Consider the following 19041-nt stretch of genomic DNA (forward strand, 5'->3'; position numbering starts at 1 on the left):
CAATCCGCCTAGCCTACCACAGCTTCAGCAGGAGTACGGCATCCGGTTGGCCCGGCGGTGCAGCAAGGGGTTGATGAGCATGCCGTCGTCAACATCCCTTGCAGATGCTTTTGACCTCACGGAAACACGATCACGCCCGTCTTGATCATCCACATCACGCTGGTCAGCGTCACCACCGACACGAACGTACCGACCAGCACCAGCGTCGATGCCGGTTCGATCCAGGTGTCGTACTGACGCGCGATCACGAACACGTTGAGCGCGGGCGGCAGTGACGCCAGCAGCAACGCAGTCGCCGCCCATACCGGCGGAAACGGTCCGAGCAACAGCAACAGGCCGACCACGATCAGCGGATGCAGGATCAGCTTGACCAGGATGACGCCGGGAACCTCCCATGGCACCCGCTCGAACGGGCGCAACGCCACGGTGACGCCGAGCGCGAACAGCGCAACGGGTGCTGCGGCGCTTTGCAGAAACTGGAACATGTTGTCCACCGCAACCGGCACCGGCACATGGAAGGCTGCGACCAGCACGCCGAAATAGGACGCGACGATCAGCGGATGCAAAAGGATCTGTTTCGCGACCAGTAAGATCGTCGGCAGCAGCGGACGGCGCTCGCCGTCGGTCAGCACCATCATCAGCGGCGCGATCGTGAACAGGAAGATGGTGTCGAAACAGAAGATCAGCGCGACCGGCGCAGTCGCCTTCGCACCCAGCGTCGCCAGCGCGAGTCCCGGCCCCATGTAGCCGATGTTGCCATAGCCGCCGCCGAGGCCCGCCATCGCGGATTCGCGGGTCGACAGCTTCGCGATGAACTTCACGCCGAACATCGAGATAAAGAATGCGCTCGCGGTGGCGAGCGTCGTGGCGATCACAAACGGCGGATTGTTCAGCTCCTCGAGCGGCGTTCTTGCAAGCGTTCTAAAGAACAGAGCAGGCAGCGAAACGTAGAGCAGGAAGAAATTCATCCACTCCAGCCCGGCTTCCGGCAGCCGTTTATATTTTCCGCAGGCATAGCCGATGAAGATCAGCCCGAAATACGGCAAGGCAAGATTCAAAATATCGATCATCGGGATACGCTTAATCTAGCTGGCTGCGAGGGAGAACATGCCGCAGCGCAGAGGTGCCTCCCGCAGCGCGGATTCGGAGTTTAGGCCCTAGCATCGGCCACAATCATGGTCTATTCGACGGAGGATGATAAAAGCGCGCACCGCCAAATTTCAGATCGGCCAGATCGTTCGCCACCGGATATTCTCTTTCCGCGGGGTGATTTACGATATCGATCCGGAATTCAACAACACCGAGGAATGGTGGCTGTCGATTCCCGAGGAGATGCGGCCCCACAAGGATCAGCCGTTCTACCACCTGCTGGCCGAGAATTCCGAGTCCGAGTACGTCGCGTACGTTTCGGAACAGAACCTGCTGCCCGATGACTCCGGTGAGCCGATCCGCCACTCGCAGGTCGCCGAGATTTTCATCAAGGACAAGTCCGGCAGCTACCGCCCGCGCAATCCGTCGCTGAACTAGCATCCCCTCAACGCGCGTGATCTCTCCTTCGTCATGCCCGGACTTGTTCCGGGCATCCACGTCTGTCTGGATCAACCTCAAGCAAGACGTGGATGGCCGGGACGAGCCCGGCCAGTACGGTGCTTGAACAACGGACTTGCTTCGACCCCGTTCGAGCAAAACGCAGGCCGCTCTCTAGCCCCGCTTGCGCCCGTCCCGCTCCTTCACGAGCGCTTCAAGCTCCTCGGTCTGCTGCGCGATGCGGTCGGCGTTACGCTCTTCATTTTGGCCGCCGGACACCGCCGCAGCCTGCTCGATCAGTTGCCGGATGTTGTCCCGCACGATCGCAATGCGGTCTTCAAGTTCGGGAAGCGAGAGCGAACTGTAGTCGGGCATGCCATGGTCTCCTCTGACGCGCATCCTCTCCGGGCAGCGCTGAGCCTGCCTTACATAGATAAGACCGCCGGCTGATTTATGCTCCCGGCAACCCAAACAAAAAGGGCGCGCATTGCTGCGCGCCCTTTGGGTTTTTGCGGAGACCGCGTTACTTCGCGGCGGGATTGGCGGGCGGTGCCGCGTTTTCCAGCTTCTGGCGGGCTTCCGCCGCGCGCTTCTGAAGCTCTTCCTGCAGTTTCTTCTGCGACTCTTCGAAGACCTTCGGATCGGTCGGCGGGCCATCATAGGCCTTGGCGAATTCGGCAAGCGGAAGCGCCAGCGTCAGCGGCGCGCCGTTGGCGTTGATCGCCTGCACGACAAGGTTCTGGCCCTTCTTCATCTGGCCGAGCATGTCGGGGGTCACTTCGTAATCCGACATACAGCCGTTGGCGAAGCAGATCACGTACGGGCTCTGCAGCGGCGCGTTGGCATCGACGATGATGCGGGTGCCGTGAACGAGCTGCATGCCGAGCGGCAGGGTGACGCGAAGAAGCTTCTTCGGTTCACCTTCCGGCTCGATGATGACGGCGGCGACAACAGGCTGGCCGGATTCAATGCGGCCGTCCTTGCCGGTGAAGCAGACCTGCTTGGCGTTGGCGTCCTGGCCCTTCATGCAGAACTTGGTCCAGGGCTGATAGATCAACTGAACCTGCTGGTCGGCGGGAGCCTGCTGCGGAGCACCTGCAGCCGGAGCCTGCTGGGCGGCAGCCGGCGCCTTCGGCGCAGCCTTAGGTGCAGGAGCCTTTGGCGCAGCCTTCGGAGCCGGAGCGCCAGGAGCTGGTGCGGGGGTCTGTGCATGCACGCCAGAAATGGACGCTGCGGCCAAAAAAGCGCCAGCGGTCAGAGCGGCGAACATCCCGCCGCGCGGCGAGGCCTGCGCGGCCAAGACACGGAAATTCATTGTGGAAAACCCTTTCTGGACCTTAACGCCCGCTCCCGCCTGGGTCGCGGATGCCTGTTTGTTCGGCGGCTGTCTCGGAGCCAATTGAGGCGGATACGTGACAGTTCTCGCAGCCTTCCTCGAATAGCCCGCCTTCAATACAACGGCGGACGAAAAGATCAATGCCAACAGTGATATTTGCGGGTCGCACCCCGCAATATCGGCTCTTAACGTGGTAAATTTTGGCGTGAAGTCCGCCGAATCATTCGCCGTGCCACATCCGTTGCACCCCAACGGCAGAACCGTTGTGTGGAAACTTTGTTGCGCGGCTCTGGTCTTGTCCGACCTCGGAGCATTGCCAGTCGCGGCTCAGCCGTCGCCTGTTCCATCGCCCGTCCACTCTCACGGCATCGCCATGCACGGCGCACCGGCCCTGCCCGCCGGATTCGCCCATATGCCCTACGTCAATCCCGACGCACCGAAGGGCGGCCGGATCATTTTCGGGCTGCTGGGCACCTTCGACAGCCTCAATCCTTTCATCGTCAGGGGCATCGCGGTCCAGCACATCCGCGCCTACGTGGTCGAAAGCCTGTTGGCGCGCGGCAACGACGAGCCATTCACGCTCTACGGCCTGCTGGCGCAAACCGTCGAAACCGACAGCGCGCGGACTTACGTGACGTTCCGGCTCAATCCGCTGGCGAAGTTCTCCGACGGTAAGCCGGTGTTGGCGGAGGACGTTCTGTTTTCATGGCAGCTGATGCGTGACAAGGGCCGGCCCAATCACCGGCTGTATTACGCCAAGGTCGAAAAAGCCGAAGCGCTGGACGACCGCACGGTGCGGTTCGATTTCGGGGGAGCCAATGACCGCGAGTTGCCGCTCATCCTCGGCCTGATGCCGGTCTTTCCCAAACACGCCGTCGACGTCGCGACCTTCGAGGATACTTCCCTCACCGGCCCCATCGGCTCCGGCCCCTACCGGGTCACCGGCGTACGCGCGGGCCAGAGCGTGACACTGACGCGCAACCCCGACTACTGGGGCCGCGACCTGCCGGTGAACCGGGGCCAGTGGAACTTCGATGAGGTGCGGCTGGATTACTACCGCGAAGCCAACGGTGCGTTCGAAGCGTTCAAACGCGGCCTCTACGACTTCCGCGCCGAGAACGAACCGCTGCGCTGGCACGAGGGATACGATTTCGCGGCCGTGCGCAGCGGCGAGGTGATCCGCGACGAGATCACGCCCGGCACGCCGCAGCCGTCGGAGTATCTGGTGTTCAACACGCGCCGCCCCGTATTCGCGGACATCCGCGTGCGGCAGGCGCTGACGCTGTTGTTCGACTTCGAATGGATCAACCGCAATTACTTCTTCGACCTGTACGGGCGCTCGGCGGGTTACTTCGCGGGCTCCGACCTGTCGGCCTACACGCGCCCGGCGGATGCGCGCGAAAGGACGCTGCTCGCGCCCTACGCCGCTAGCATCCGTCCCGACATCATGGACGGCAGCTATCGCCTGCCTGTCACCGATGCGTCCGGCCGCGACCGCGCCTCGCTGCGCGCCGCGCTCGCGCTGCTGGAACAGGCCGGTTACCAGCTCGACGGCTCGGCGCTGCGCCACAAAGCCACCCGGGCACCGCTGACTTTTGAGATTCTGGTCATCACCCGCGATCAGGAACGCATCGCACTGGCCTATTCCCGCGATCTCAAGCGCGCCGGCATCACCGCATCGGTGCGCGCGGTGGATGGGGTCCAGTTCGACCAGCGCAGGCTCTCCTTCGAATTCGATATGATCCAGAATCGCTGGGATCAGTCGCTGTCGCCGGGCAACGAACAGGCGTTCTACTGGGGCAGCGCCGCCGCCGATAATCAGGGCACGCGCAATTACATGGGCGCGAAGTCCCCGGCCGTCGATGCGATGATCGCCGCACTTCTCGAGGCAAAAGAGCGGACCGACTTTGTTCCCGCCGTGCGAGCGCTCGACCGGGCGCTGATCGCCGGCTTCTACGCAATTCCGATTTATAATGCGCGGCAGCAATGGATCGCGCGCTGGAATCGGATAGAACGGCCTAAGGCCACCGCGCTCACCGGCTATCTGCCGGAAACGTGGTGGCACAAGCCGGGTGCCAAGCCGACTTCAGTGAAGCCGTGATGCGTGACAGTAACGCCGTGACCATGTGAGCGAGACCTTGCAGACCGCGCCATCCTCAGCAGCGACATCATCCGGCACGGCGCTGACGCTTGACGATCTGTTTCGCCGCACCGTGTTGCGCCAGCCCGACGCCGTCGCACTGATCGATCCGCCGAACAAGCAGCGCATCACCGGCGATGCGCCCCGGCAACTGACCTTTGCGCAGGCCGATCAGGCCATCTCGGGCATCGCCGCGCGCTTCGTCGAGGCCGGGCTGCCGCCGGGCTCGATCATCGCCGTGCAGATGCCGAACACCATCGAGTTTGTAGTGACGGTGATGGCTGCGCTCCGCGCCGGTCTGGTGGTGGCGCTATTGCCGCAACTCTGGCGGCAATCCGAATTGACCATTGCGCTCAATCGCATCGGCGCGCGGGCGATTGCCGGCGTCAGCCGTATCGAGATTGTCGATCACGGCGAGCTTGCGCTCCATGCCGCGGCGGAAGCCTTTTCCATCCGCCAGGTGTTCGGGTTCGGCCACGATCTGCCCGAAGGCATGACGCCGCTGGAAATCACGACAAGCGGCATGAACGGCTGGCTGTCGCCCACTCTGCCGGATGCGCGCAGACCGGCGATCATTTCATTCGACGTCACGCCGGACGGTTTTCGCGCGATCCCGCGCAACCACCTTCAGCTGATCTCAGGCGGCCTTGCGGTTTTTCTTGAAGCCGGACTTCCGCAGGGCGCGCGGCTGTTGTCGTCAATCGCACCCGCCTCGTTCGGGGGCTTTGCATCGACCGTGGTGACCTGGCTGCTGAGCGGTGGGTCGCTCGCGCTGCATCATCCCGCCGACCTGCAGATTCTTGAACAGCAAATCGTCGATGACCATCACGACACGCTGATCGTGCCCGGTCCGCTCGCGCTCCGGCTGGCCGAGAGCGGCACGCTCGCGCGCCCGCAAGTCGCGATCAGGCATGTCATCGGCCTGTGGCGCACGCCGGATCGCGTGACCGCAAGCAACGACTGGGAAGATACCGGCACCACGCTGACCGATATCTATCTGTTCGGCGAGATTGGACTGTTCGGCGCGCGGCGGCTTGAGGACGGCGCTGCTGCACCTATTACGCCGGGCCCGTTCGGCGCGCCGCGCGGTGCGGCAAGTTCGAAGACCATCGGTGAAATCATCGTGACGCCGAAAGCCACGCTCGCGCTGCGCGGCGCGATGGTGCCGGTCGCAGCCTATCGCATCTCGTCCGAAGACTCTCTCGCGGAAACGCCCGTGCTCGATTACGTCGACACAGGTTATGCCGCGCATGTCGATCGGGCCACGGGCGCCATCGGCATCACCGCGCCGCCTGTCGGGATCGTCGGTGTCGGCGGCTATCGCTTCCTGTCGCAGGATCTCGATGCATGGGCGAAGCGGCTGACAGCCGGTGCCATGCTGACCGCGTTGCCGGATCAACTGAACGGCTTCCGCCTTGCGGGACGCGCCGGCGACAACAGCCGCGCCCGTGAAGCGCTGGGTGAGTTAGGACTTAATCCACTGATGGTCGAAGCATTTCGCGACCGCTCCAGCGGAACCTGACCCCATCATTTCATCGATTGCATTGACCTGCCATTAACAGCCGGGGCTTAAGGTTTCGCGCAGCGCCGACACGTTCGGCAAACCGCGTTTCTCAAGAGTTTGCAGCATCATGTCGCAGCAAGGCCCGATCGTCATTGTCTCAAATCGGGAAGGCCACGCACTTTCGGGCGCGATCACGCAGGTCAAGGCGTTTCCAATGGTGGATGTCGGCTGGTCCGACGCCATGGATGCCGTTGCGCGGCTGCGGCCTGCCGCAATGCTCCTCACCGATCTCGACGGTCACGAGGACACGCTGACGGATCTCGCGGAACGCACCGCCCGCATCGATCCATATGTGCCGCTGATCGCCCTCGCCCCCGGCACAATTTTGCCGCGAAATGTTCTTCCTTTCACCGAGGCCGGCCGAACTCCAGAGCGCCTCGTCAGCCGCCTCAATGCCGCGCTGCGTGTCCGCGCGCTGCACGCCACCCTGCTCCGCCGCCTGTCCAACAACCGCGGCACCTCCACACGTATTGCGACGAGCGATCCGATTGATGACGCGACCGCCCTGCTGCTGGGACGCGGCGGCGCGTATCCGGCCCTGTCGGTTGCACTCGGCGAACAGATGGGCGTCGTCGGCGCACTCAGCATCGAAGCCGCCGCCAAGCACCTCAATGCGCGCGAGCTCGACGGCATCATCGTCGGCGACGGCTTCACGCCGCGTGTTCTGGATGCCTTTCTGACCGTGCTCTCGGAAGATTCCCGGTTCCGCAATCTTCCCGTCGTGGTGAGAAGCCTGTCTGGCCTCGCCGCCGACTACGATCTGCCGAACCTTGAAGTCGCCGACGCCGATCCGCCGATCCTTGCGGCGCATGCCGTTCCGCTGATCAGGCAGCAGGCGTTCGAGTCCCGCATCGGCCGCGCACTCAAGTCGATCGATGTGGGCGGGCTGCTCGACCCGCGCACCGGACTGCTGAACGAGGACGCCTTCAGCCGCGACTTTGAGACCGCCGTGACCGATACCCAGACCCGTGGTGCGGGATTATCCGTCGCCCGCATTTCCTTCGCGCAAGGCTCGATTTCCGAGCGGATGCGCCTTGATGCTGCGCGCATTCTCAGCCGCCTGATGCGGCGGATGGATTTCGCGACGCTCGATGAATACGGCGCGATCATTATCGTGTTCGCCGAAGCCGACCTGCGCAACGCACACGCCATCGCGCGGCGGCTCACCAGCGTATTGAAGCACACCATGTTCAGCAACAAGCGCGACCAGCGGCTCGATCCGCAAGTCACGGTCGCGACGCTGATGCCCGGCGATACGGCATCGATGGTGCTCGGGCGGCTGCACGCCGAAGGACATCGGGTGGCGTCGTAAGTTACGAAGCGCGGGATTTCGTTTCGTCATTGCGAGGAGCACTCGCGACGAAGCAATCTAGCTCTTGCTAGCCTTCTGGATTGCTTCGCTTCACTCGCAATGACGGCTTGCATAATCCGCTCGTCCCCGCGAAAGCGGGGACCCAGAACTGATTTCGAGAGCGTGAAAACTGGATTCCCGCGTTCGCGGGAATGAGCGGAATGACAGATCACGCCGCTTTCTTGCCCTCTGCCAGATTGGCGAGATCGCGCAGGATCGTGGTCGTACCTTCGACGCGTTCCTCCGGCGTTTTCCATTCCTGGAAGAACACCACCTTCATGTCCGGGCGCACCTTCGCGGCCTGCCCGTGCTGGCGGATGAAATAAACCAGCTTCTCCGGCTGCGCGAACGAGTTGTCGCGGAACGTGATGACCGCGCCCTTCGGCCCGGCGTCGACCTTCTCGATGTTGGCGCGGCGGCAATACGACTTGATCGCTGCGATCTGGAACAGGTAGCGCACCTCATCCGGCAACGGACCGAAACGGTCGCGCAACTCCGCGCCGAAGTTCTCGATCTCGTCGTCGGTGTCGAGATCTGCGAGGCGGCGATACAGCGACAGCCGGATCGAGAGATCTTGCACGTAGTCTTCCGGAATGAGCACGGGCATACCGAGCGTGATCTGCGGCGACCAGCGATCCGCGACCGGCTCGGAGATGCCGGCCTTGAGCGACAGGATCGCCTCTTCCAGCATCGACTGATAAAGCTCGAAGCCGACTTCCTTGATGTGGCCGGACTGTTCTTCGCCGAGCAGATTGCCCGCGCCGCGAATGTCGAGATCGTGTGAGGCCAACTGAAATCCCGCGCCGAGGTTTTCCAGCGACTGCAGCACCTTCAGGCGGCGTTCGGCCTGCGCGGTGATTTTCTGCTGCGCCGGCAGCGTGAACAACGCATAGGCGCGCAGCTTCGAGCGGCCGACACGGCCACGCAACTGATAAAGCTGTGCAAGGCCGAACATGTCGGCGCGATGCACGATCAGCGTGTTCGCGGACGGAATGTCCAATCCAGATTCGACAATCGTGGTCGATAGCAGCACGTCGTACTTGCCGTCGTAGAACGCGGACATGATGTCCTCGATCACGGTCGGTGGCATCTGGCCATGCGCCACCGCGACCTTCATCTCGGGCACGTGCTTGTCGAGAAAATCTTTGGCCTCTGCGAGATACTCGATGCGCGGGCACACATAGAACGCCTGACCGCCGCGATACCGCTCACGCAGCAGCGCCTCGCGGATCATCAATGGATCGTGCGGAGCGATAAACGTGCGCACCGCAAGGCGATCGACCGGCGGCGATGCGATGATCGACAGTTCTCGCACACCCGTCAGGGCGAGTTGCAGCGTACGCGGGATCGGCGTTGCGGAGAGCGTCAGCACGTGAACTTCCGCGCGCAGCTGCTTTAGCCGCTCCTTATGGGATACGCCGAAGTGCTGCTCCTCGTCCACGATCAGAAGGCCGAGGTCCTTGAATTTGATGCTCTTGCCAAGCAGCGCGTGGGTGCCGACGATGATGTCGACCTTGCCGTCCGCGAGGTCTTTCTTGACCTGGGTCATCTGCTTGGGCGCAACCAGGCGCGAGGCCTGCGCCACGTTCACCGGGAAACCCTTGAAGCGCTCGGTGAAGGTCTTGGTGTGCTGCCGCGCCAGCAGCGTGGTCGGCACCACGACCGCGACCTGCTTGCCGTCCAGCGCCACGGCGAACGCCGCGCGCAGCGCAACTTCCGTTTTTCCAAAGCCGACGTCACCGCACACCAGCCGGTCCATCGGACGTCCAGCGTCGAGGTCATGCAGCGCCGAGTTGATCGCGCCGAGCTGGTCCTCGGTTTCCTCATAGGGAAAGCGCGCGCAGAACTCGTCGTAGGTGCCCTGGTGCACCGGAAACTTCGGCGCGACGTGGACGTGCCGCTCGGCGGCGATCTTGATGAGGTCGCCCGCGATCTCGCGGATACGGTTCTTGAGCTTGGCCTTGCGCGCCTGCCATCCGCCGCCACCCAATCGATCGAGTTCGACATTGCTCTGGTCGGAGCCATAGCGCGACAGCAGTTCGATATTCTCGACGGGGAGAAACAGCTTGGTCTCATTGGCGTAGTGCAGTTCAAGACAGTCGTGCGGCGCGCCGCCGACCTGCAAAGTCTGCAAGCCCACGAAGCGCCCGATGCCGTGCTCGACATGCACCACCAGATCGCCGGTGGCGAGACTGGTGACTTCCGAGATGAAGTTCTCGAGCTTGCGGGTCGCCTTGCGCGGACGCACAAGACGGTCGCCGAGAATGTCCTGCTCGGTGATCAGTGCGATGTTTTCGGTCTCGAAGCCGGATTCGAGGCCGATCACCGCAAGCATGGTTTCGTTACGCGGCGTCGCCTGCACCGCGCGCCACGAATTGACGCTGGTGGTGTTGAGCAGCTTGTGATCCTTGAGCATGCTCGCCATACGGTCGCGCGAGCCCTCGGACCACAGCGCGACGACGACTTTCTTGCGCGCGGCCTGCAGGCCGTTGATATGCGCCACCACGCCTTCGAACACGTTGACCTTGGTGTCTCCACGCTCGGGCGCGAAGTCGCGTCCCTGCCGCGCATCGATATCGACGACGCCCTCGCCCTCAGGCAGGGCAAACGGTGTCAGCCGCGCCAGCGAACTGTCGGAAAGCTGCGAGCCCCATTCGGCCTCGGTGAGATACAGCCGGTCCGGCGGCAGCGGCTTGTAGATCGCGCCGCCACCCGGGGTGTCCATCACCTCGCGCCGCGCTTCGTAGTAGTCGTTGATCTGGGTGAAGCGTTCGCGCGCGGCATCCTCGGCCAGCGGCTCCATCACGATGGGTGCGGCGCCGAGATAATCGAACAGCGTGTCCATCCGCTCCTGAAACAGCGGCAACCAATGCTCCATGCCGGGATGACGGCGGCCTTCGCTCACGGCTTCATACAGCATGTCGTCGCGGTCCGGCGCGCCGAACGTCGCGACATAGCCCATGCGGAAACGCTTGATGGTCTCCGTCACAAGCTGGAATTCCGACACCGGCACGAGATCGAGCCCGCGCATGTCGTGCAGCGTGCGCTGGGATTCCGCGTCAAAAGTGCGGATCGATTCCAGCGTATCGCCGAAGAAATCGAACCTGACCGGCTGGTCGAGTCCCGCCGGATACAGATCGAGGATACCGCCGCGTACCGCGTATTCACCCGGCTCGCGCACGGTCGAGGTGCGGTTGTAGCCGTTGTGCTCGAGCCACGCCGCGATGTTGTCCATCGCCACGCGATGGCCGGGCGCGACCGACAGCGCCTGCGCCGCCACCACATCTCGCGCGGGCACGCGCTGAACGATGGCGTTGACCGTGGTCAGCACGATCAGCGGTTTCTCGCTGCCCTGAAGGCGCGACAGTTTCGCCAGCGTGGTCAGGCGCTGCGCCAGAATGCCGCCATGGGGAGACACGCGGTCGTAAGGCTGGCAGTCCCATGCCGGGAACTGCATCACCGGCAAATCCGGCGCGAAAAACTCCAGTGCGCGCGCAAGCTGCGCCATGCGCGGCCCGTCGCGGCAAACCACGGCGAGGCTGATGGCAGGCGGGTTCGGCTTGGCCGCGACCGCGCGTGCCATGTCCGAGACGACCAGCGCCTCCGCGCCGTCGGCGACGTTCGACAGCGTCAGCGCGTGGCCGGGGCGAAGCAGCTGGGCCGGAGACTTGACCGGCGATTTCATCGGCGCTGAACCTCGTCAACGAACAGCTTGATGCGAACGAAAATGCCGTTGGCATGTTCGCCGTCGAGCGGCTTGCCGCCACTGAACGCTGCATAGAGATCCGGGTCCGGCAGTTCGAGCAAGTTTTCGAGTTCAGCGACATCCGCATCGCTGAGATCGCCGATCCTCGCGTCGGCAAAGCCCCCGAGGATCAGATCCATCTCGCGGGTGCCGCGGTGCCAGCAGCGGAACAGCAGGCGCTTGCGTCTGTCGTCGAGGCCATCGCTCGACCGTGTCGTACCTGTCATGTCCGTCGCTTTCTCCAACGCAAAAAGCCCGGACGTGCCGGGAAGGCTGATATAGCCATCATGACTGCCGATGTCAGCATTTCTCTGGCCTTGCATTCGGGATATGCAAAAGCAGCGGCAAGTCTCCATTTTGAGTCGACCTGAATGCGCCCATCCCTGCTAAATCCGCTGTTCGCGCCCGTCACGAGCCTGTCCGGCGTCGGGCCGAAGCAGGACAAGCTGTTTCGCTATCTGCTCGATCGCAGCGAGACGCCGCGTCTGGTCGATCTGCTGCTGCATCTGCCGACCAATGTGATCGACCGCCGCGCGCGCCCGACCATCCGCGAGGCCGTTCCCGGAACCGTGGTGACGCTGGAAGTGACCATCGACCGTCACCGGCCTGCGCCTCCCGGCCGCTCGCGCGCGCCCCACCTCGTCTATGCCAGCGACGAGACCGGCGACGTGCTGCTGACCTATTTCCGCGCCAAGCCGGAGTACATCGAGAAGCTCCTGCCGAAGGGCGAGAAGCGTTTCGTCTCCGGTACAGCGCAGATGTTCGACGGCACGCTGCAGATCGTGCATCCCGACCGCGTGGTGGACGAGGAAGGCCTCGCCAAGCTGCCTCAGATCGACACGGTCTATCCGCTGACCGAAGGTCTCGCCATCGGATCGATCCGCCGCGCGATGGCGCAGGCGCTGCAGAAGCTCCCGCCGTTGCCCGAATGGATCAGCCCCGAAGTGTTGCGCCGCTGTTCATTCCCGCCCATCGCAGAGGCCCTGCACCGGGTTCACGAGCCGATCGAACTCACCGACATCCTGCCGCAGAATCCGTACTGGTCGCGGCTTGCGTTCGACGAACTGCTGGCCGGACAACTCGCGCTGGCGCTGGTGCGCGCGCAGTTGCGCCGTCCCGCCGGTGTGCGCAATGCCGGCGACGGGCACCTGCGGCACAAGATCATCGACGCGCTGCCCTATGCGCTCACTAATTCGCAGCAGGAGGCGGCGAAAGCCATCGCCAGCGATCTCAATCAGCCGATCCGCATGTTGCGCCTGCTGCAAGGCGATGTTGGCTCAGGCAAGACCGTCGTGGCGCTGCTCGCCGCAGCCGCGGTCGCGGAGACCGGCAAGCAGGCCGCACTGATGGCCCCAACGGAAATTCTCGCACGCCAGCACATCAAGACCATCGCGCCGCTGGCGGAGCGCGCCGGACTACGCGTCGCCATTCTCACCGGACGCGAAAAGGGCAAGGAGCGCCGCGAGATCATCACGCGGCTCGCAGACGGCGAGATCGATCTTCTGGTCGGCACCCATGCGCTGATCCAGGACGACGTGATCTTCAAGGCGCTGGCGCTTGCCGTGGTCGACGAGCAGCACCGCTTCGGCGTGCGCGAGCGTCTGGCGCTGACCGAGAAAGGCGACGCCGTCGATGTGCTGGTGCTGAGCGCCACGCCAATCCCGCGCACACTGGTGCTCACATATTTCGGTGACATGGATATTTCGGAGTTGCGCGAGAAGCCCGCGGGCCGTCAGCCGATCGATACCCGCGCGGTGGCCGACAGCCGCACGGGAGAGATCATCGACGCCGTCGGACGCGCCATCAAGGACGGCAAGCTGGTCTACTGGATCTGTCCGCTAGTGGAAGAATCCGAAGCGGAAGGCATCGAACACCTTACCAACGCGACGAAACGCTTCGAGATTTTGCAGAAGCGGTTCGGCGATCGTGTCGGCCTCGTTCACGGCCAGATGAAAGGCACCGAGAAGGATCGCGTCATGGCGCAGTTCGCCGCCGGCGAGATTCAGGTGCTGGTGGCGACGACCGTTGTGGAGGTCGGCGTCGATGTTCCCGCCGCCTCCATCATGGTGATCGAGAATGCCGAGCGCTTTGGCCTTGCGCAGTTGCATCAGCTGCGCGGGCGCATCGGCCGCGGCTCCGAGGCCTCGACATGCCTGCTGCTCTATCATGAGCCGCTCACGGAGATGTCCGCAGCACGCCTCAAGGTGATCCGCGAAACCACCGACGGCTTTCGTATCGCAGAGGAAGACCTGCGCCTGCGCGGCGAAGGCGAAGTGCTCGGCACCCGCCAGAGCGGCCTGCCCGGCTACCGTATCGCGCGGCCCGAGGTGCACGCCCAACTCATTGCGCAGGCACGCGACGAGGCCGTGCGGATCATGCAGGACAATCCGAAGCTCAAGGGTGAGCGCGGCGAAGCGCTGCGCTGCCTGCTTTATCTGTATGAGCGGGACGAGGCCCTGCCGCTGATCGGCGCGGGGTGAGTTTGAGCTTGTGCACGGATAGCTCAACAACCGTCATTGCGAGGAGCACTTGCGACGAAGCAATCCAGTCTTCGCCGACCAAACGCCTTGAGAGTCCTTCTGGATTGCTTCGCTTCGCTCGCAATGACGCCGTTGACAGTTCGTGCAACAATGACAGTCTCAGATATGTGAAACAGCCCTGTGCTTACATCGTCGCCAGCGAACGCAATGGGACACTCTACACGGGTGTGACTGCCGACTTGCCCCGACGAGCCTTTGAACATCGCGAAGGCCTGCTGAAGGGATTCACAACAAAATACGGCTGTAAGCTTCTGGTCTGGTATGAGCCTCATGAAACAATGCTTGAAGCAATAACACGCGAGAAGCAAATCAAGGCCGGAAGCCGAGCGAAGAAGCTTCTGCTCATAGAAAGCACCAATCCGGACTGGATCGATCTCTACGAGTCGCTGATGTGAGTTGCGGCGCTGTCCCCATCACGGCAAGCGAAGCAATCCAGAAAAATTATCAGCCACAAGCAAGAACTGGATTGCTTCGTCGCAAGCGCTCCTCGCAATGACGAAGTGAGCGAGCGGCCCTGTTCGACCGAGCCTGCGCCCTCAATCCACCTTCGCAGGCGTCTGCGACGCCGTCGCGACACGCGCAGCGTTGGCCATCTCGGCGAGCGCGTTGACCTTCTTCTGCGCGTCGCTGCCCGGCTGCACAACGCCCGCCGACATGATCAATGTCGCGGCGGCGTCGGTGCTCATATCGACTTCGATAAGCTTGGACTTCGGAACATAGAAGAAGAAGCCGGTGGTCGGGTTCGGCGCGCATGGCAGAAACACCGAGATGAACTCTTCGTTCTGCGGAAGCTTCGTACCAATCTCAACACTCGGCGGCTGGGAGATCAGCACGATCGACCACATTCCCGGTGACGGAAACTCGACGAGACCGACCTTGCGGAAGCTCGAGCCGTTGCCGGAGAACAGCGTCTCGAACACCTGCTTGAGGCCGCGATAGATCGCGCGCACCACCGGCATGCGGCCGAGCAGGCTCTCGCCGAATTCAACCAGCGTTCGCCCGATCAGATTGGCGGCGAGGAATCCGAGAAAGGTCAGCGCAAGGAACGCGACGATCAGGCCGTAGCCCGGCAGGCCGAACGGCAGATAGGTCTCGGGACGATAGACGACCGGCACGAACGGCCGCACGATCCCGTCGACCCACGTCACGAACCACCAGATCAGGTAGATCGTAATCGCTATGGGCCCTGCAATGATCAGGCCGGTGAGAAAATAGCGACGCAGCCGCGCCATCGCACCGCGCGGTGCTTCCGGCGGCGGCACGGGCGGGACACCTCCCGGGATCATATTGGGCGTGGTCTCATTCATCGCAGAACCGAACCATCCTCAAGCGAAATGTCAGAACAACATCGCAAATTATTACGACACCACTGTATCAGACTTTTCAGGGCGCGAACCGCCCGCGCTGCGACCGTTTGTCTGCCTGCGGCTTATTCAACGGTCACAGATTTGGCGAGGTTCCGGGGCTGGTCGACGTCGGTGCCCATCACCACCGCCGTGTGATAGGCGAGCAACTGCACCGGGATCGCATAGACCAGCGGCGTCACCGTAGCCGGCATGTCCGGCAGGATGATCGTCACCAGCGAGTCGACGGTGGCTTCCCTGGCGCCCTGCGCGTCGGTCATCAGAATGATCCTGCCGCCGCGCGCCGCGACCTCCTGCATGTTCGAGACCGTTTTCTCGAACACGCGATCGTAAGGCGCGATCACGACCACAGGCATCTTCTCGTCGATCAGTGCGATCGGGCCATGCTTGAGTTCGCCGGCCGCATAGCCTTCGGCATGGATGTAGGAGATTTCCTTCAGCTTCAGCGCGCCCTCCAGCGCCAGCGGATAGTTGGTGCCGCGGCCGAGATAAAGCACGTCCTGGCTCTTGGCGATGTCGCGAGCGAGCTTCTCGATCTGCGGCTCGAGCGCGAGCGCTTCCGTCATCAGGCGCGGCACTTCGATGAGGCCGTGCACGAGTTTCGTCTCGTCGGTCTCGGAGAGTTCGCCCCGCGCCCTGCCCGCCGCGATGGCGATCGCTGCCAATACTGCAAGCTGGCATGTGAAGGCCTTGGTCGAGGCAACGCCGATTTCAGGCCCGGCCAGCGTCGGCAGCGCGGTCTCGCTTTCGCGCGCGATGGTCGAGGTCGGCACGTTGACCACGGAGATGGTGTGCAGCCCCTGCGACTTGGCATAGCGCAGCGCCGCCAGCGTATCGGCGGTTTCACCGGACTGCGAAATGAAGATGGCGAGGTCGCCCTTGCGCAACGGAGCTTCGCGATAACGAAACTCGGAGGCGACATCGAGTTCGACCGGCAGCCGCGCCAGCCGCTCGAACCAGTATTTTGCTACGAAGCCCGCATAGCTCGCGGTACCGCAGGCCGTGATCGACAGGCGCTGAATGTCTTTGAAATCGAAGGGCAGCTTGACCGGCATCGCCACCTTCTCGGTGGCCATGTCCACGTAATGCGCCAGCGTGTGACCGACGACTTCGGGCTGCTCGTGAATTTCCTTCGCCATGAAGTGGCGGTAGTTCGCCTTATCGACCAGCGACGTCGCGGTGTTGTGCTTGACGATCTCGCGTTCGACCACGGCGTTCTTGTCGTCGTACACCGTCGCATCGGCGCGGGAGAGAACGACCCAGTCGCCGTCATCGAGATAGCTGATGGTGTCGGTGAAAGGCCCTAGCGCGATGGCGTCGGAGCCGAGATACATCTCGCCGTCGCCATAGCCGACCGCGAGCGGCGAGCCCTTGCGGGCGCCGATCATCAGATTTTCCTCGCCCTTGAAGATGAAGGCGAGTGCGAACGCGCCGTGCAGTTGCGGCAGCGTCGCCTTCACTGCGTCAGCAGGCGACAGGCCTTTGGCGAGATACGAGTTGACGAGGTGCGCGACGACCTCGGTGTCGGTCTCGCTGGAAAACGTCGCGCCCTGCGCTTCGAGCTGCGTGCGCAGGTCGCGGAAATTTTCGATGATGCCGTTATGGACGACGGCGACGTTGTCGGTCGCATGCGGATGCGCGTTGTTTTCCGTCGGCTTGCCGTGCGTGGCCCAGCGCGTGTGACCGATGCCGATGTGCCCGCCGAGCGGCGAGGACTTCAGCACGGCTTCGAGATTTTTCAGCTTGCCCTTGGCGCGGCGGCGATCGAGCAGCACGCCTTCGAGCGTGGCGACGCCTGCGGAGTCATATCCGCGATACTCAAGACGCTTGAGCGAGTCGACCAGTTGCTCGGCAACCGGACCCCGTCCGAGAATTCCTACAATTCCGCACATGCGGTTCGATGTCTCCAGCCCGCCCCAATGCGGCCTTATGTACCGAGGAATAACACAATCCTGCCTCAACAATTGTTGCGGATTGAGACAGAGTAAACCGTTAACGAAATCAGCGCGGTAACAGGCCGCGTCTTACTTTTGACTTTTGGGCTTCCGATTGAGCATTTTCATCTCGCGGAAGCGCTTTACCCACCCCTCGCGGACGGTCTGCTGGCTGCGTTCAACCGCCAGCGAATCGTCCGGCACGTCACGGGTGATGACCGAGCCCGATCCGATAAAGGCGCCAGCGCCGATCTTGACCGGCGCTACCAACGACGAATTGGAGCCGACAAAAGCCCCCGCACCGATCTCGGTCCGGTGCTTGTCGAAGCCGTCGTAGTTGCAGGTGATGGTGCCGGCGCCGATGTTGGCGTTCTCGCCGATATGAGTATCGCCGATGTAGGTCAGGTGATTGACCTTCACGCCGGCTTCCAGATCGGCAGCCTTGGTCTCAACGAAGTTGCCGATGCGGACGCCCTCGCCCAGCACGGTGCCCGGCCGCAGCCGCGCATAAGGACCGATGGACGCGTTCTTGCCGATGCGCGCGCCGACGATGTTCGAGAACGAATGGATCACCGCGCCGTCTTCAATCGCAACGCCCGGGCCAATGACGACGAACGGCTCGATGGTGACGTCCTTGCCGAACGTGGTGTCCGCAGCGAGGAAAACCGTTTCCGGCGCGATCAGCGTCACGCCCGCGTCAAGCGCGGCCTGGCGCAGCTTGCGCTGCATCACCTGTTCGGCTTCGGCGAGCTGGGCCTTGGTGTTGATTCCGCGCACTTCGTCCTCACTGGTTTCGATCACGACTGCCCGCAAGCCAAGCTCGCGCACGATCGCCACCGCATCAGTTAGATAGTACTCGCCCTTGCTGTTGCCATTGCCGATAGCATCAAGGATTTTCAGCGCTGTTTTACCTGCAAACGCCATGACGCCAGCATTGCAAAGCGTGACGGCCCGCTCGGTTTCACTGGCATCGGCATGTTCGCGGATCGCAGCAAGCTGTCCTTTGTCTTCCAGCAACCGTCCGTAACCTGTCGGATCGGCGGCACGAAATCCGAGTACCGCCAGCGCCGCACCATCCTTCAACGCAGCGCGCATTCGTTCGAACGTGGTGGCATCAATCAGCGGCGTATCGCCGAACGCAATGAGAACATCGTCCGCGCCGGCTGCAATCGCTTCGCGCGCCGCCAGCACCGCATGGGCTGTTCCGAGGCGCTCGCGCTGCACGAAGGTTTTGGCCTCGGGCCGCGCGCGCCTGATTTCGTCGATCACCGCCTGATGATCAGGGCCGACCACCACCGCAAGCGCGTCACTCTTTCCGCCGGGCGCAGCCGCCAGCACATGGGCAATCAATGATCGGCTCGCAACGGGATGCAGCACCTTGGGCAGACTGGAGCGCATGCGGGTACCCTCGCCGGCGGCAAGTACGATCGTGAGGGTTGTTCTGCCCGACATACGTTTTCCCTGTACCACACGCAGAAGCGCGCCGGCGACGTCTTACCCGAGAGTGCCGAGGGACAAAAGCGTTTTGGACGCTCTCCTG

Annotated in this window: 14 protein-coding genes; 6 read left to right on the plus strand and 8 right to left on the minus strand. The window is 63.0% G+C overall.

From position 1 onward, the window contains the following. Positions 1-116: 116 nt before the first annotated feature. Positions 117-1070: an AEC family transporter gene (locus HNQ36_RS00235; RefSeq protein ID WP_184081985.1), complete on the minus strand. Its 954-nt coding sequence runs from the start codon at positions 1068-1070 to the stop codon at positions 117-119. Between the two features lie 124 nt (positions 1071-1194). Between HNQ36_RS00235 and hspQ the strand changes: the two genes are divergently transcribed. Then, on the plus strand, positions 1195-1527 hold the full coding sequence (gene hspQ / locus HNQ36_RS00240; protein WP_184081986.1) for a heat shock protein HspQ: 333 nt from the start codon (positions 1195-1197) through the stop codon (positions 1525-1527). A gap of 174 nt (positions 1528-1701) precedes the next feature. Here hspQ and HNQ36_RS00245 read toward each other — a convergent pair whose 3' ends face one another. Further along, on the minus strand, positions 1702-1902 hold the full coding sequence (locus HNQ36_RS00245) for a hypothetical protein (protein ID WP_184081987.1): 201 nt from the start codon (positions 1900-1902) through the stop codon (positions 1702-1704). 148 nt (positions 1903-2050) lie between these two features. After that, entirely contained in the window at positions 2051-2842 is a 792-nt protein-coding gene (locus HNQ36_RS00250) for an invasion associated locus B family protein (RefSeq protein ID WP_184081988.1), read from the minus strand. Between the two features lie 394 nt (positions 2843-3236). Here HNQ36_RS00250 and HNQ36_RS00255 point away from each other — a divergent pair, with 394 nt between their 5' ends. The 3 genes from HNQ36_RS00255 to HNQ36_RS00265 all read left to right on the plus strand — a co-directional run bounded on the left by HNQ36_RS00255 (position 3237) and on the right by HNQ36_RS00265 (position 7879). Beyond that, positions 3237-4964: an ABC transporter substrate-binding protein gene (locus tag HNQ36_RS00255; protein WP_184081989.1), complete on the plus strand. Its 1728-nt coding sequence runs from the start codon at positions 3237-3239 to the stop codon at positions 4962-4964. A gap of 37 nt (positions 4965-5001) precedes the next feature. Beyond that, on the plus strand, positions 5002-6525 hold the full coding sequence (locus HNQ36_RS00260) for an AMP-binding protein (protein WP_184082741.1): 1524 nt from the start codon (positions 5002-5004) through the stop codon (positions 6523-6525). A gap of 109 nt (positions 6526-6634) precedes the next feature. Beyond that, positions 6635-7879, plus strand: coding sequence for a GGDEF domain-containing protein (locus HNQ36_RS00265; RefSeq protein WP_184081990.1), 1245 nt, complete (start codon positions 6635-6637; stop codon positions 7877-7879). A gap of 208 nt (positions 7880-8087) precedes the next feature. Here the strand turns inward: HNQ36_RS00265 and mfd are convergent, their stop codons facing one another. Further along, positions 8088-11603, minus strand: a complete 3516-nt coding sequence (mfd, locus tag HNQ36_RS00270; protein WP_184081991.1) for a transcription-repair coupling factor — start codon at positions 11601-11603, stop codon at positions 8088-8090. After that, positions 11600-11890 (minus strand): FAD assembly factor SdhE, encoded by a 291-nt coding sequence (locus HNQ36_RS00275; protein WP_184081992.1) that lies wholly within the window; start codon positions 11888-11890, stop codon positions 11600-11602. The genes mfd and HNQ36_RS00275 overlap by 4 nt, the downstream gene beginning before the upstream one ends. Before the next feature lie 144 nt (positions 11891-12034). On the opposite strand from HNQ36_RS00275, the gene recG reads away from it, so the two are divergent. Both recG and HNQ36_RS26040 read left to right on the plus strand, forming a co-directional pair. After that, positions 12035-14143, plus strand: a complete 2109-nt coding sequence (recG, locus tag HNQ36_RS00280) for an ATP-dependent DNA helicase RecG (protein ID WP_184081993.1) — start codon at positions 12035-12037, stop codon at positions 14141-14143. A gap of 167 nt (positions 14144-14310) precedes the next feature. Beyond that, the gene (locus tag HNQ36_RS26040; RefSeq protein WP_184082742.1) at positions 14311-14598 is read left to right on the plus strand and encodes a GIY-YIG nuclease family protein; all 288 of its coding nucleotides are present in this window, start codon (positions 14311-14313) and stop codon (positions 14596-14598) included. A gap of 141 nt (positions 14599-14739) precedes the next feature. On the opposite strand, the gene HNQ36_RS00290 is transcribed toward HNQ36_RS26040, so the two are convergent. The 3 genes from HNQ36_RS00290 to glmU form a co-directional block, all read right to left on the minus strand. Further along, positions 14740-15510: a DUF502 domain-containing protein gene (locus tag HNQ36_RS00290; protein WP_184081994.1), complete on the minus strand. Its 771-nt coding sequence runs from the start codon at positions 15508-15510 to the stop codon at positions 14740-14742. 122 nt (positions 15511-15632) lie between these two features. After that, positions 15633-17459 carry a glutamine--fructose-6-phosphate transaminase (isomerizing) gene (gene glmS, locus HNQ36_RS00295; RefSeq protein WP_184081995.1) on the minus strand — a complete coding sequence of 609 codons (1827 nt, stop codon included), beginning with the start codon at positions 17457-17459 and terminating at the stop codon, positions 15633-15635. Positions 17460-17591: 132 nt separating this feature from the next. After that, on the minus strand, positions 17592-18953 hold the full coding sequence (gene glmU / locus HNQ36_RS00300) for a bifunctional UDP-N-acetylglucosamine diphosphorylase/glucosamine-1-phosphate N-acetyltransferase GlmU (RefSeq protein ID WP_184081996.1): 1362 nt from the start codon (positions 18951-18953) through the stop codon (positions 17592-17594). Between the last annotated feature and the right edge of the window lie 88 nt (positions 18954-19041).

Origin of the sequence: Afipia massiliensis, from assembly GCF_014203115.1 — a bacterium.
Classification (GTDB): domain Bacteria; phylum Pseudomonadota; class Alphaproteobacteria; order Rhizobiales; family Xanthobacteraceae; genus Afipia; species Afipia massiliensis.

What these genes read in the sequence shown, in the direction of transcription:
- HNQ36_RS00235 (WP_184081985.1), bottom strand. Translation starts at nt 1,070, where the DNA reads ATGATCGATATTTTGAATCTTGCCTTGCCGTATTTCGGGCTGATCTTC.
- mfd (WP_184081991.1), bottom strand. Translation starts at nt 11,603, where the DNA reads ATGAAATCGCCGGTCAAGTCTCCGGCCCAGCTGCTTCGCCCCGGCCAC.
- HNQ36_RS00255 (WP_184081989.1), top strand. Translation starts at nt 3,237, where the DNA reads ATGCACGGCGCACCGGCCCTGCCCGCCGGATTCGCCCATATGCCCTAC.
- glmS (WP_184081995.1), bottom strand. Translation starts at nt 17,459, where the DNA reads ATGTGCGGAATTGTAGGAATTCTCGGACGGGGTCCGGTTGCCGAGCAA.
- HNQ36_RS00290 (WP_184081994.1), bottom strand. Translation starts at nt 15,510, where the DNA reads ATGAATGAGACCACGCCCAATATGATCCCGGGAGGTGTCCCGCCCGTG.
- glmU (WP_184081996.1), bottom strand. Translation starts at nt 18,953, where the DNA reads ATGTCGGGCAGAACAACCCTCACGATCGTACTTGCCGCCGGCGAGGGT.
- HNQ36_RS00245 (WP_184081987.1), bottom strand. Translation starts at nt 1,902, where the DNA reads ATGCCCGACTACAGTTCGCTCTCGCTTCCCGAACTTGAAGACCGCATT.
- HNQ36_RS00275 (WP_184081992.1), bottom strand. Translation starts at nt 11,890, where the DNA reads ATGACAGGTACGACACGGTCGAGCGATGGCCTCGACGACAGACGCAAG.
- HNQ36_RS00265 (WP_184081990.1), top strand. Translation starts at nt 6,635, where the DNA reads ATGTCGCAGCAAGGCCCGATCGTCATTGTCTCAAATCGGGAAGGCCAC.
- recG (WP_184081993.1), top strand. Translation starts at nt 12,035, where the DNA reads ATGCGCCCATCCCTGCTAAATCCGCTGTTCGCGCCCGTCACGAGCCTG.
- HNQ36_RS00250 (WP_184081988.1), bottom strand. Translation starts at nt 2,842, where the DNA reads ATGAATTTCCGTGTCTTGGCCGCGCAGGCCTCGCCGCGCGGCGGGATG.
- hspQ (WP_184081986.1), top strand. Translation starts at nt 1,195, where the DNA reads ATGATAAAAGCGCGCACCGCCAAATTTCAGATCGGCCAGATCGTTCGC.